The organism is Chromobacterium sp. IIBBL 290-4 (genome assembly GCF_024207115.1).
GTDB lineage: Bacteria > Pseudomonadota > Gammaproteobacteria > Burkholderiales > Chromobacteriaceae > Chromobacterium.
In genome coordinates, this window is sequence record NZ_CP100128.1 from 1331654 (window position 1) to 1345617 (window position 13964).

General features: G+C 57.9%; 12 protein-coding genes. 7 read left to right on the plus strand and 5 right to left on the minus strand.

Going from position 1 to position 13964, the window contains the following annotated elements:
• Positions 1–32 precede the first annotated feature (32 nt).
• The 5 genes from NKT35_RS06185 to NKT35_RS06205 all read left to right on the plus strand — a co-directional run bounded on the left by NKT35_RS06185 (position 33) and on the right by NKT35_RS06205 (position 8469).
• Positions 33–1241 carry a M24 family metallopeptidase gene (locus NKT35_RS06185; protein WP_254299849.1) on the plus strand — a complete coding sequence of 403 codons (1209 nt, stop codon included), beginning with the start codon at positions 33–35 and terminating at the stop codon, positions 1239–1241.
• Positions 1242–1620: 379 nt separating this feature from the next.
• Positions 1621–4467: a carbohydrate-binding protein gene (locus NKT35_RS06190; protein WP_254299852.1), complete on the plus strand. Its 2847-nt coding sequence runs from the start codon at positions 1621–1623 to the stop codon at positions 4465–4467.
• 575 nt (positions 4468–5042) lie between these two features.
• Positions 5043–6353, plus strand: coding sequence for a hypothetical protein (locus tag NKT35_RS06195; protein ID WP_254299854.1), 1311 nt, complete (start codon positions 5043–5045; stop codon positions 6351–6353).
• A 562-nt stretch (positions 6354–6915) separates the two neighbouring features.
• Positions 6916–7701, plus strand: a complete 786-nt coding sequence (locus NKT35_RS06200) for a hypothetical protein (RefSeq protein WP_254299856.1) — start codon at positions 6916–6918, stop codon at positions 7699–7701.
• 144 nt (positions 7702–7845) lie between these two features.
• Positions 7846–8469, plus strand: coding sequence for an FMN-binding negative transcriptional regulator (locus tag NKT35_RS06205; RefSeq protein WP_254299857.1), 624 nt, complete (start codon positions 7846–7848; stop codon positions 8467–8469).
• Between the two features lie 22 nt (positions 8470–8491).
• On the opposite strand, the gene NKT35_RS06210 is transcribed toward NKT35_RS06205, so the two are convergent.
• The 3 genes from NKT35_RS06210 to NKT35_RS06220 form a co-directional block, all read right to left on the minus strand.
• Positions 8492–9001: a DUF2867 domain-containing protein gene (locus tag NKT35_RS06210; protein WP_254299860.1), complete on the minus strand. Its 510-nt coding sequence runs from the start codon at positions 8999–9001 to the stop codon at positions 8492–8494.
• 159 nt (positions 9002–9160) lie between these two features.
• On the minus strand, positions 9161–9337 hold the full coding sequence (locus NKT35_RS06215) for a hypothetical protein (protein ID WP_254299862.1): 177 nt from the start codon (positions 9335–9337) through the stop codon (positions 9161–9163).
• Positions 9338–9395: 58 nt separating this feature from the next.
• A complete protein-coding gene (locus tag NKT35_RS06220) occupies positions 9396–9830 on the minus strand; it encodes a hypothetical protein (RefSeq protein ID WP_254299864.1) in 435 nt (144 codons plus the stop codon).
• A gap of 182 nt (positions 9831–10012) precedes the next feature.
• Between NKT35_RS06220 and NKT35_RS06225 the strand changes: the two genes are divergently transcribed.
• A complete protein-coding gene (locus tag NKT35_RS06225) occupies positions 10013–10384 on the plus strand; it encodes a hypothetical protein (RefSeq protein WP_254299866.1) in 372 nt (123 codons plus the stop codon).
• 39 nt (positions 10385–10423) lie between these two features.
• Here NKT35_RS06225 and rng read toward each other — a convergent pair whose 3' ends face one another.
• Entirely contained in the window at positions 10424–11920 is a 1497-nt protein-coding gene (gene rng / locus NKT35_RS06230; protein WP_254299868.1) for a ribonuclease G, read from the minus strand.
• 12 nt (positions 11921–11932) lie between these two features.
• Entirely contained in the window at positions 11933–12529 is a 597-nt protein-coding gene (locus tag NKT35_RS06235) for a Maf family protein (protein ID WP_254299870.1), read from the minus strand.
• Positions 12530–12774: 245 nt separating this feature from the next.
• On the opposite strand from NKT35_RS06235, the gene NKT35_RS06240 reads away from it, so the two are divergent.
• On the plus strand, positions 12775–13929 hold the full coding sequence (locus tag NKT35_RS06240) for a multidrug effflux MFS transporter (protein ID WP_254299872.1): 1155 nt from the start codon (positions 12775–12777) through the stop codon (positions 13927–13929).
• The last annotated feature ends 35 nt before the right edge of the window (positions 13930–13964 follow it).

The window sequence follows — 13964 nt, forward strand, 5'->3', positions numbered from 1 at the left end:
TGCCAGTGGCGCATTCAACAGGAGGCAGCAAGATGATTTACGACACGGCGCACTTTCAGGAAATGTCCCGACGCGACCACGCCTTGCGCCAGCAACTGCGCGAGGCGGGCATCAGCCATTACCTGGCCTGCGGCGCGGACAGTTTGTATTACCTGGCCGGCTTGAGCTTTGAGCCGCTGGAGCGGCCTTTTTTTCTGCTGCTGGAGGTGGATAGCGGCCGCCGCCATCTGCTGGTGCCGCAGCTGGAATACGCCCACTTGCAATCGGCCTGGGGCGTGGAGTGGCCGGACATTCACAGCTACCGCGAATACCCGGCCCCCAAGGGCCAGGACTGGCAAACCAAGCTGCAGCCGCTGTTGCCGGCGGACTTTGCCTTTGACCCCAGCGCCAGCTGGCAGCTGGCGGCGGTACTGCAAGAGCTGGGCGGCCGCGCCTGCGCCGCGCTGGAGCGGGTGCGGCTGGTGAAATCAGACTGGGAGATTGCCCGGCTGGAACGCGCCGCCGCCTACGCGGCGCAAGGGGTGAACCGGCTGCTGGCCCGCGCGTACGACGGCATGTCCGTGGCGGAAGGCTATGCCCTGGGCTCGCGCCTGCTGCGCGGCATCATCCAGCATGAGCATCACTTTGACCCGCTGTGCACCAAGGTGCTGCTGGCGCCGTGGCCGGCGCCGCTCAGCGCCCAGCCCCACGCCATCCCCCGCCTGACGCAAAAGCTGGAGGGCGGCCCGCATGTGGTGATTTGCGTGGTGCGGCTGGACGGCTACACCGCCGAGTGCGAGCGCACCTTCTTTACCCGCCCGCCCACGCAAGAAAGCCAGGAGCGCTTCACCCTGATGTGCCGCGCCCGCAGCCTGGCGGAATCGCTGCTGCGCCCCGGCACGCCCTGCGCGGTGATCGATCAGGCGGTGAACCGCTTTCTATCCGAGCAAGGCTTTGCCGACTGGCGCATCCGCCTGCACCGCACCGGCCACGGCCTAGGCCTGTCCAACCACGAAGGCCCGTGGCTGGCCGAAGGCAGCGACGACGTGCTGCAAGCCGGCATGGCGGTATCGATAGAACCCGGCCTGTATATCGAAAAAGAAGGCGGCTACCGCCATTCCGACACCTACGTCATCACGGCCGGCGGCGCCCGCTGCCTGACCCTGGACGCCGCCACCAGCCTGAAAGCCCTCACCCTCCACGCCCCCCGCCCGCTCTCCCGCGCCCAAGGCTACTTCGTCCGCAAAGCCGTATCCGCCTAAGCCGCGTCCATGCAAAACCGCCCACCCGGCCTGTGCCGGGTGGGCGGGAATCCCGCCGTAGCGCGGTTTGGCCGCAGGCCATACCCGCGACCCTATTGCTCGCGCTTGGCAAGTAGATAACCGCTCCCGCTCAACCCATGCCCCTCGCTCGATGAGAAGCGAGAGGTGTCCCCGACGTATTTTCACAGGTGGCGGCACTTCCAGTGATCCATGCAGCGCCGCTTTGCCAGCTGACTTTCTGCCTCAGCCAGGCCACGTCCAAACTGCACTTTTGACCACGCCCACATTTCGACCAGAAGCCTAGCGGCTCACCTTGCTTTTACCATTCCCCACGCAGCACATACCAAAAGCATGCATCCTATTCGCTCAGGAGCTCACCATGCACCATTCAAGCAAGCGTTTCACGCGAGCGGTTTCAGCATTGGTTTTATTGCTTATTGCCCATGCAGCCACCGCGCAAGACTGCCCCAACTGGCAGCCCAATACCCTTTATCAGCAAGGAGCGCAGGTTCTGTATCTGTCGCGCAGCTTTACCGCCTTGCGCAACCACCAAGCGCCGGCCGGCGCAAATTGGAACCCTGTCGACGCGCCTTCTCTGTGGCGCCATGGCGGACAATGCGCCAATGCAGCGCCCCAGCCTTGCGGCGCAAGCTGGCAAGAAGGGCGGATCTATCTGGCAGGTGAAATCGCTACATATCAAAACCTTCAATACACCGCGCTAACCAATCATTTAGCGCGTAGTGGAGCCAACTGGAACCCGGCGCAAGCACCATCACTCTGGAAAAAGGGAGGCATCTGCCAGCCCGTAGTTTTGACTTTGGAAGAGTTGGCTAGCCCCGCGAGCCTTTACAGCGTTCACCTCCAGGATGGCGATACGCCGCAAAAAGTTGAACAGGTATCAGGCCCGGCTTTGCAATCGCTCACCTTGCTCGGCAACAAGGTCAATGTGATAACTGGTATGGATACCGGCAGCCAGGAGCAAATCCAATTAATGATACAAGGTCGCAAACAGCGCTATCTTGCCAAGTTCAGTCAGCTCACCTTGGCTGGGGCAAACCATGGCGCTATGCAAGAGCCAGACGAAACCGGCAAGCTGGGCGGGATTTCAGACCTCACCCTTAAGTCTTCAGAGACTACGCTGGGTACCATACTTTCTGATCAGGCCGGCCCACAAACCATTGCGTTTTACTCTCCTAGCAATCGTCGCCTGCATTCTTTGCAGGCCACGCTAGACAATGGCTCAAATGCGTTCAATCTGAAAGATCAAATCACCCTGCAGAGCAATGGCCAAATCACGCTGCATACAGACAAAATCCGCTCGCAACTACAGCCATTGCAGCGCCATGAGCTTTATCTATTCGGCTATGACAGCCAAGGTGATAGCTTCAATCTTTCGTTTTACTTTTACTATGCCAACAATCGAATCCACGGTCAGCTTAAGCAGAATAACGCACAAATAGCGGCAGAATTAAAGGGGGCAGTAGTGGCGCTGAGAGGATTTGGTAATCGATTAAGCTGGGTCAGCCAACTATCCAGTGACGGAAAGTTTGATTTTGGCACAGTCCCAATTGACAACTACTTGGTTGAATTGATAGACCCCAATGAACGTCATGCGGCCAATGCCATGTTTTTAGTTACCACGCCAGGGAAGACCATTTTTGTTCCATTGGAACTTACACAGCCAGGTAGTGCTATGAAGAGCATGATTATTCCTCTAGGCCTAGACAGTTCCACTTACAAACGACCGCAACGTCATAAACATACGCAAGCCAAACCATCTCAGCCTCAACATCGAGCAGAGGAAATCGGTTCAGTGAATGTAATTGGTGGTCAACAAAATGTCACCATGCAACAGGAAAGAGAGGTGTTCATCCCTACAGGAATAAACAGAATCAACATTCTAACCAAGATTGACACAAAAGAATATCCTGGTTATAGCACAGATCCAAACAATAAGTTCAACGATTCTTGGAGTTACTGGTGGACATGCGCCGGACAGCAAAAAAATCAGGCAGGACAAGTTAACAATACTCATAGTCATACCGGCGAACTGACATATAGCCATGGCATTACGCTAGACCCTAAACGAACCTCTCCAATACAATGCCGAATTGGCGCGTCAACTGTAAATATTGGAGACAGCTCTCTGCCCACCAGTGTTGACATCCAAATTCTGGGCGCGGTTTTTTCCATAGAGAAATTCGAATACAAAAATGGATTGTGGTTAGATGACTCAAATGGTGGCAATAAAAATTACAACATCAGCCTGCCAACCAAAATGGGACAGCCATTTGGAGTAAATCGACCGTGGGAGATGGACATCACATTTAGCCCTATCAACGTGGACATCCGTAAAGTAGCACTTTACCTCAGCTATCAAAATAAACAATCATTACTCACGGAAAATGCGCCGTTTTCATTATTGCGTCCAGGATTGATACGAGTCAAATATGCAATCACTGACCCTTTACTTCTCAATCCAGCTCCAGGCCTAGCTCAGTTGCAAGCAACTCTTTTCACAGAAAAAGATGGAGTAACGCAAAGTTCTCAGCTTCAGCCTATGACCTTCCCGCTCACAAAAAAGGATACATTTCAGCCTCTATTTGAAATACGAAATGTATCCAACATGCCAGAAAACCGACGCTATGGTTCTCGTGATGATGCAACAGGTGGCGATGGCTGGCTGCGTAACGATATGCTGGCCATATTAAACTCCACAACTTTACCCTTGCTCGGCGATATATCAGGCCAGCATGCTTGGCAAAATGCCGCAGGCCGATCCATGGGTGTGCACAGCACGCACAAGGGTGGTTATGATGCTGACTTGCGTTATTGGGATGAAAACGGCCGCTGGGATAGTCCAATGAGAGGAGACAATGATGGAGCGGAAATCATACGCGTAGTGAATGCCGCCAGAGCGGAAGTGAAAAGTGGCTCAAGCACCCAGCCGAATCTTAATCGCTTGATTAACTGGATTCGCGCAAACCGTGCCGCACTCAGCGCCCTAGAAAGCCAATTAGCCATGAGATTACGAAAAATATACATAGGAGATAAAGCTTGGTTTAACAAACCATTGATAGAGGGGCGCTTTCCTGATGGCGTCAACATCCCACTACCTGGCATCAATCCTCCCAATAATCTTCTTGGTCCCTGGGTGAACAAGTCAGCCAAAATTGTACCGATGGTCAATCATAACCATCACTTCCATATTCGGCTCGTCCCTTAGCATGATACATGCCTGGAGAGAATTTAGCGTAACCTGTAAATCCCACAAGCAATGAAACATTTCACACTCATCATATTTTGCGTAATAATTAAGTAACCAAACCGGCTGCCTTACAATGTAGGGCCGCCGGTTAATCGCCCCCTGCAAACGGGATCAGCCAAGTCAAGCGCCACACACAATAGCAGATATCAAACCTGTCCTAAATGACAGTCACTTCCTCTAAATCACTAACTCTCACCCAGCTTCCCGCTCCGAATCATAAGCGGCGCTTAGGCAGGGCAGCCGCGCCTTGCCGTGATTCCCACTTGCTATTTCACATAACGAACAGTATCAAAAAGAACTAATTTCCTTATGAAGCAATAAGAGATTCACCTTGGCATATCTAAAATCGTGAACCACACTCAATCGTGCCCTGGCAGCATCTTGCAATTCAACCACCCGGGCATGGCAAACTCACACCTGCACGATTTCACCGCGGTGTGAGTTTTCCTTTCTCTTATCTGATTGACGTCACGCAGGAATGCGCTTTCAACAAACGACATTCCATGTATTGATTAACAGAGGAAAGGATTGACATGGGCAACAATGTTTACCAGCAGCCATTTTATGTTCCGCCGCGCACTTCCACGCCGTTTACCGGAAGCTGCCAGCCTGGCCAAATCATTCTGTTCAAGGACAATAACTGGAACAGCCCTTCTCTGGTTATCGATACCAATAGCCCGCAATATCCAGCCAGCAATTTCTTTTCATTTTCCGGCACATCCATGCAGGACAATGCCACCTGGATTGTTTTCAATCTGCCTGAAAATGTGGTTTGCACTCTCTGCAACAATGTCGTGCAAAACGCCAACCCCTATGACTTCTCCGGCGCCGGCGTGTGCGTTGACTTAATCGGCAACGGGCAAGTGCAAACAATAGACTTGGTAGCCTACGGCGCTAACGACTGCCTTAGCGGCGGCGTGTGGCGTAATGTCGATTCGAGCCAGGGCTGGTTCCAGCTGTTCTACGACACCGGCGAACGCGGCACTTTCGCCACCCTGTTCCTGTCCGAATGGCCGATCGGCACGCCGGTCTCCATCGCCAAATGGTGGCTGCAGGACCAAGGCTCCTCAATCAATTTCCCCAGCCTCACGCCGCCGCAATTACTGAAACTCTCAGACAATTCCGACGGCAGCGGCCAATCGGTATCCGTAGGCGCCAGCAACCCGTTTGGCACCTACAGCAAACCCGCCGTGCTGGATCTCACCGACAGAGGCATGAACGACAAGGTCAGCTCCTTTTCCTACAGCCTGATCTCGCCGGTGAAAACCGTGGTGTCGTCGGTCACCGTCAATGTGGATGCGTCCATCCAACCGGGCCAAACTTTTACCGAAACCATCCAGGGCACCAATGCCTCATCCGAAGTGCTGACCGTGACCGATACCGTCGCGGTGGGCAAGACGGTGGAAATCTCCAACACCACCTCGCAGCAATACGAGACCACCGCGGCCATTTCGGCCACCATCACCGCCACGGAGGGCATTCCGGACGTCGACTCCATCCAGGCCAGCCTGACCGCATCGTTCTCGGTGACATCCACCTCTTCGTCGTCTCAAACGACAACGAATACCAACACCCTGAATCTGCAACAGGAAATTACCTTCAACGTGCCGGCGCAATCCAGCTATACCGGCATCGCCAAAATCTCGATCGGCCAGGTGCCGCCCACCACCATCACCCAGACCGGGCAGTTCTACTACAGCCAGAATCTGCCGGGCTCGGTCAAACAAGCGGATGGCACTTACCTGCTGACTTCCCCTATCACGGTTAACGTTACCGGCGAGGTGGGTTCCAACGTTCAGTTCACCGTCCAGTCCACGCCGCTGAAGACTACGTCGCATAACTGAAAGTAACTGCTGCTAGCCTTAGCCGGCCCGCCTTTTTTCAAGGCGGGCCGGCTGTGTTTGAACGCGTCCTTTCTCGAAAACTGCCTGATTCGCTTCCTTCTCCTGCCGGGGATGATTTCACCCCACGCCACTCAGCCGATCCGCTCAGTACATTCCGCCGCAGGTTCTGCGCATGCCGTACTCTCCGCCGCCACGCGCAAACCCAGGCGGCCTCAGACAGCCTGACGCGCCCATCTTGCGGAGATAAAGCAATAAATTCATAAGCTCATTCGGCAATAAACGCCATCCCACAATAGCCTCACACACTCAGAAGAAAACCACCCACTTGGCATGCAACGATTCTTGCCCAGCCAGATTTAAGCCAAATATATAATAAAAAACCATAAATATATTCATACTCACCCAAAATCCACCCTGCGCCATATTACGATTTTGCATACTGCCCTATGGACCGGTACTGCATTCTCAAGCCTTAATTTATATTTCGCCTAAAAAGCCGCGCAGGCCAAAAAGGAGGATGGAGATACCTTAAATATCTTCGCCAAAATAAAACGGGGCTAGCATGTTCAAATCAGGAAAGTCCATCATCATCAACCCTTCCATGATAAACCAAGAAAAGCAAGCAGAACTGATCGATTCTCTCTACCCGATTCACGCAGAAATCTTTGATGGCGTCAGCAAGAATGACTTTGCCAATTATGTTATTCAATCCACTGCGCCATATACACGCATTCTGCTGCATAAAGACAAGCAGGGAAATATCGTGGGCTATTGCGCCATGCATTTCTTTGAGCAAACAATAGAAAACAAACCCGCCACCATTATCAGGATGGAAGCCGGGCTAAAACGGGAATACCGGCAGGGTAATCGCAACTCTCCGTTTGTGATTGGACAATTGCTGGCTTATCGCCTGCGCAGGCCGTTGACTAAACTTTATTATTTGGGCGCGCTGGTTCATCCTTCCAGCTTCATGCTGCTCAGCAAATATGCGCCGCAAGTGTGGCCCAGCGCCCGCTATCCCGATGACAGTCGTTATCGACGCATTGCCGCGCAACTGATCCGCGCATTCAAACTGCAGGCGGTAGACGACGCCGAGCCCGGCGTGGTGCATGTAGGCTGGCGCACCCGCGACACCCAGGCGGAGCAAACCAAATGGGCGCAGATCCGCCATGAGGCCGCGCAGTTTTACATGCGCCGCAATCCAGGCTATGTGGAGGGCCATGGATTGCTGACGCTGGTGCCGGTCAACGCGGCATGCGTGCTGTTCGCCATCAAGTCGCTGCTGGCTGACCGCTGGGCTCGCTTGCGGCAGCCGCGCCCAGCCAACCGGCAGGCGCAAGCGCACTGAAGACCTGCCAAGCGGCAACGTCCGCCACCGCTCCAAGGCCGGTGGCGGCGTCTTTTGGCGCCATCGGAAAATGCAAAGTGGTTCTTCACAGACTGCGTTTTCCAGAGAACAATCAGCGCTTCCATCGCTGCGCGAAAAACTGCCATGTACTGCCCCAATGCATTCAAAGAAACCCGCCGCAAAGTCCTGCATCAGTTGATCCGCGATTACCCGCTGGCCCAGTTGATCACAATAGGCATCGACGGGCCGATGGCCAACCCGGTTCCGTTCTCGCTCCACCCTGGCGAAGCGTCCGGCGTGCTGCGCGCCCACTTGCCGCGCCAACATCCGCAATTGGAAACACTGCTCAAGGGCGGTCAGACGCTACTGATCTTTCAAGGCCCGCAGTGCTATGTCTCGCCCAGCTGGTATCCGTCCAAGGCCGAGCACGGCAGGGTTGTGCCTACCTGGAATTACGCCACGGTTCAGGTTCGCGGCGTCGCGCGCGTGATCGACGACGCTGCCTGGGTCCGCGATCAGATCGACTACCTGACGCATCAACTTGAACACCAGCGCGATGACGCCTGGCAGGTGGAGGATGCCCCGGCGGACTTTACCGCGGGGCTGCTCAAAGCCTTGGTCGGCGTGGAGATTCCCATCCAAGCCATTGAGGGAAAATGGAAGGTCAGCCAGAACCGCAGCCCAGCCGACCGGCAAGGCGTGCGGGATGGATTGGAGGCAGAAGGGCGTTGCCCGGAAATGCTGGCGGCGATGGGCCATCGCGGCTAAACGGCCTGCGCCCGCGCGTCCATCAAGTCCGGCGTTGGTTCAGCCGCGCCGCCATCCGCCGACGGCAAGCGGCGTCAATCAGATAGTGCCAGGGCGTCACCAAGGCCATATAGCATTTGCCCAACAGATTATGGGTCCGCACCAAGGTGCAAATCTCCAGCCGCCCCGGCCGCCACTGCAGCAGCAGCCGGACATCCAGATGCGCGTCATCCTGCCCCAGCAGCGCCGCGTTCTCACCCAGATGCAGGATGCGGAACACGCCGAAACGCTGCCCCTCCTGATAGCGCTCCGGCGCCGCATCCGCGCCGGCCGTGCCGGTTTTCAATCCCAGCGGGGCGACCAGACGATTGCGCCATCGCATCAAGCGATTGGCCCAGCCTGGCATGCTCTGGCTGAACGCCTGCAACAAAGCCGCGCCGTCCGCAGCCGGAGCGGCCGCATCCAAAGGTTGCCAGCCATGGTCTTGCCAGGGATACCGCCCAGCCTCCCGGCTGAGCATGGGGACTTGGGAAAAGTCGCAAGAAAATGTCATATCAGCGCCCCTGCATCGACAATGAGGACATCCTAGCAGCTGCGCGAAAATCCGGCTTGGATAAAGAAACAAGGCCATGCCCGACAATGGGCATGGCCTTCGACGGCCGCAGCAACAGACAAGCCTGTCCGATGCCGCGAATTGCTCTCAAGCTCTTAATTATCTGTCGCGCGGGAACATGCCGGAGGTCGGTCCGATGATATCCAGTCCGTCGACGGCGATGCGGCCACCGGATACTTGCTCCACTTCCTGGCGAGCCAGCGTGGCCAGTTCCAGGCTGGCACTCAGCTGGGTTTCAAAATCGGCGGCTTGCAGGGTTTCGTTCTTCTTCATCATGACTTCCTTTCGTAGTTGGATGGAAAGGCGGCTGCTCGCCGCTCTTGTTGGATTGGCATCAACGGTGGCCGGCTGGCAAACGCGCTTCGGCGATGTCCGCCGGCGCCAGCAGGTCTTGAGTAATCACTTTGGCGCAGCGCAGGCAGGCGTCGCCGCCTTGCTGATGCCACCACACGCAATCCGGGCGGATCGCGCAATAAGCCAGCTCCTCGGTGCCGGGCGAGACTTTGTCGACAATCCGGTTCACCAAGGAGCACTGATCGCTGGCGGAGTCATGATTGGCGCATTCGCTGCCTACGCAACGCCCCGCTGTCCGGAAGACTTCGCTGGGACGGATGCCGTTCAGCTTGGCAGGATCGATCTGCTGTACCGGCACCGCCTGTTTCAAGTAAATGACGCGCCTGTCGCCCAGGCTGCCGCCCAGCATGCCGAACACTTTCTCGCCATTCATCCCAAAGTTGGCGCTGGGACACAGCCCTTTTTCATTTTCCATATCACCCGCCATATTCGGCGCCGCCGCAATAAATGACATACGCATTAAAGATGGCAACAGCTATGTCGCCAGCTCCGCGCGGCCCCTTGTTCAGAAAAATTTCAATGCTTCACTGTATGGAGACTTCGGATATTCCAGGACTGCCAGGCAGACCAATGCCATGCAGGCATGGATCTGTGCTCTTGAGTAAACTTATATTTAATGCTGAATGCATTGCAAATATTTCCACATTCAATCAATGCGCATACATTGCAAATATTGAAAATCATTGCATAAATGGCATTTTATTGCTCAGACAAAAGGAAAACATATCAAATTCAGATAAAAACGCTGAGCAAAAAAACCACACCATCGTCCCGGCTTGCTCCTGCCAGCCTGTGCGCAAGCGGCCTGTCTACTCGCGGGCCCGGCCTCGCCCAAGCGGACTTAGCCTGCTCAAAACCGGCAACGCGCCTTCACACCCGCTGCCGCAGAACGCGGCCCTCGAAACGGCGGCTAAAGAAAATGGGCAACCGCCCGCTGGCCGTTGCCCATTTTCGTTTGCGCCCGCCTAAGCAGGCGCGCTGGCGTGTCCGGCCATGCCGGACCTCCTATTACAACAACACCACGTCGAACTGCTCCTGGGTGTAGGTGGATTCCACCGACAGCGACACCGGCTTGCCGATGAAGTCCACCAGCATGGCCAGGCTCTGCGACTCTTCGTCCAGGAACATGTCTATCACCGACTGCGCCGCCAGAATGCGGTAGCCCTTGGCGTCGTACTGCCGCGCCTCGCGCACGATCTCGCGCTGCACCTCGTAGCACACCGTCTGCGCGGTCTTGATCTCGCCGCGGCCCTGGCAGGTGGGGCAGGGTTCGCACAGCACATGCGCCAGGCTTTCGCGGGTGCGCTTGCGGGTGATTTCCACCAGCCCCAGGCTGGTGAAGCCGTTCAGCGTCACGCGGGTGCGGTCGCGCGCCATCGCCTTGGCCAGTTCGGCCAGCACCGCCGCCTGGTGCTCGTCATTGTCCATGTCGATGAAGTCGACAATGACGATGCCGCCCAGATTGCGCAGCCGCAGCTGGCGGGCGATCACCTGGGTGGCCTCCAGATTGGTCTTGAAGATGGTTTCGTCGAAATTGCGGTTGCCGACAAAGCCGCCGGTGTTGACGTCTATCGTGGTCATCGCCTCGGTCTGGTCGATGATCAGATAACCGCCAAACTTCAGATTGACGCGGCGCGCCAACGCCTTGTCGATCTCGGCCTCGATGCCGTGCATCTCGAACAGCGGACGCTCGCCGCTGTAGCGCTCGATCTTGTCCACCGCGATCTGCACGTACTGCTCGGCAAACTCCACCATGCGGCCGTAGTTCTCGTTGGAATCCACCAGCACCTTGTCGGTGTAGCCGCTCACCATGTCGCGCAGCACTCGCACCGCCAGCGGCAGGTCCTCATACAGCAGGCTTTGTCCCGGCAGCGTCTGCGATTTGTGGCGGATGTCCGACCATAGCTTGCTCAGGTAGCCAATATCGGCCGCCAGTTCGTCGTCGCGCGCGGTTTCGGCGCTGGTGCGGATGATGTAGCCCTTGGGGCTGTCCGGCGGCAACAGCTTTTCCAGCCGCGCTTTCAGACTGTGGCGCTCGCTATCGCTTTCAATCTTTTGCGACACGCCGATGTGCTCTTCCTGCGGCAGGTGCACCAGGAAGCGGCCGGCCAGCGAAATCTGCGTGGACAGCCGCGCGCCCTTGGTGCCTATCGGGTCCTTGATCACCTGCACCAGCACGGTCTGGCCTTCGAACAGCATCTTTTCGATGCGTTGCGGCTCGGTGGGATGCTGGCGCTGTTCCAACACGTCGGCGATGTGCAGGAAGGCGGCGCGCTCCAGGCCAATTTCGATGAAGGCGCTCTGCATGCCCGGCAGCACGCGCTTCACCTGGCCCAGGTAGATGTTGCCGACGATGCCGCGGCTGGCGGCGCGCTCGACATGCAATTCCTGGACGATGCCTTCTTCCAGCACCGCGACGCGGGTCTCCTGCGGCGTGATGTTGACCAGTATCTGTTCCTGCGGCCGCGGCAGGTCGCGCGGCAGCGCGATCGATTGATGCAGCATATCGGCTCCCGATTAAGGCAGATCGAAGCCGAATTCGGCCAGGAGCAGCGCGGTTTCGTGGACCGGCAAGCCCATCACGCCGGTGAAGCTGCCATTGATGCGTTCGACGAACACGCCGGCGCGGCCTTGGATGCCATAGCCGCCGGCCTTGTCGAACGGCTCGCCGCTATCGATGTAACGCTCGATCTCGGCCTCGCTCAGCGGCTTGAAGAACACCTCGGTGACCGAGGTCTTGACGCTCAGCCTGTCGCCCTGGCGCACCGCCACGCTGGTGATGGCCTGATGGCTGCGGCCGGAAAAGGCGCGCAGCATGCGGCGCGCGTCGTCGGCGTTCTCCGGCTTGCCGAAGATTTCGCCATCCTGCGTCACCGTGGTGTCGGCAGCCAGCAGCGGCCGCTCCGGCAGGCCGCAAGAGGCCACCACTTTCCAGCCGGCTTCGGCTTTTTCGCGCGCCAGCCGCTCGGTATAGGCCACGGCGTCTTCGCCCGGCCGCACCGTTTCGTCGATGTCGGCATGGATGCGTTCCAGATGCAGGCCCAGCTGTTCCAGGATCTCGCGGCGGCGCGGGCTGCCGGAGGCGAGGTAAATTCGGGTGTCTTGGGTGCTCATGTCAGGCTGTTCGTTGGTTCTTTGGCTGCCGCTAGGTTACCAGAGCGGCCCTTCGGCAACCATCTCCCGGACAGTGGATTTACGTTGCCATACATTGCCCAAGCCGCGATTCCAGGCTTGGCGGGCGGATGCCGCCCGCCCCCTTGAAATGATGGAAACATCTGATTGAAATCAATTTATGCCAAATAATACACAGATCGGCATGTTAGAATCGCCGCTCGCCTTCGCTATCCAAAAAGATTTCCATGTCGCACTCCAGCCTTGCCGTCCGCCACGCCAGTCCGGCCACCGCCGCCGCCATCTTGCTGATTCTGTTCAATCCCTTGGGCATTGACCTGTATCTGCCGGCGCTGCCGGCCATGCGCGACTTCTTCCACGCCGACGCCTCCGCCAGCATCAGCGTGTTCGTGTTCAGCCTGGGGCTGGGACAATTGCTGTTCGGCCCCTTGGCCGACCGGGTCGGCCGCCGCCCGGTGGCGCTGGGCGGCCTGCTGGTTTACGCGGCCAGCGCCGCCCTGGCCAGCCGTTGCGAGTCCTTGCCGCTGTTCCTGGTTTTGCGGCTGCTGCAAGGGTTGGGCGCCAGCGCCAGCACCGTCAGCGCCTTCACCATCATTCGCGATTGCTTCTCCGGCAATGCCGCCGGCCAACGCTACAGCCTGCTCAGCGGCGCGCTCAACATCGTGCCGGCGCTGGCGCCGGCCTTCGGCGGTTGGCTGACCGTCGCCTACGGCTGGCAAGCCTGTTTCCTGTTCCTGACGGTGTCGGCGCTGCTGGCCTTCACCGTCCTGTACTGGCTGATGCCGGAAACGCTGCCGGAGCGGACCGACAAGCCGGCCGGCCCCGGCTTCGCCGCGGTGCTGCGCCATCCCGCCATGCTGCGCAACGGCGCCTGCAGCAGCGCGGCGCTGGGCCTGATCATCAGCTACGTCACCCTGGCGCCGGGCGTGCTCATCGCCCGCGAAGGCCTGTCCAGCGAAACCTTCGGCCTCTTGTTCGGCGGCAACGCGCTGCTGATCATGGCGGCCAGCTTCATCGGCCTGGCCATGATAGGCCGCTTCGGACAAAGGGCGGTGCTGAAGAGCGGCCTGGTGTTGATGCTGGCGGCGGGCGCGTTGCTGCTGATCCTGGCCGAACACGCCGGCGCCTGGCATTACATGCTGCCGGTGGCAGTGCTGAGCGTCGGCTTCGCCCTCACACTGGGGCCGGCGGCCGGCCTGGCCATGGCGCCGTTCGCCGAGTCGGCCGGCCGCGCTTCGGCCATCCTGGGCTGCGTGCAAATGCTGTTCGCCTCGCTGCTGTCGGCCGCCTTGGCCGCGCTGCCGGTGGCGGGAGAGCTGGCGCTGGGAGCCGCGGTGATCGCGCTATCGCTGCTGTGCCTGCTGGCGCAGCGCAAGGCCTGAGCCAACTGTCTGAATCGTTTGGGACATTTGCCGGC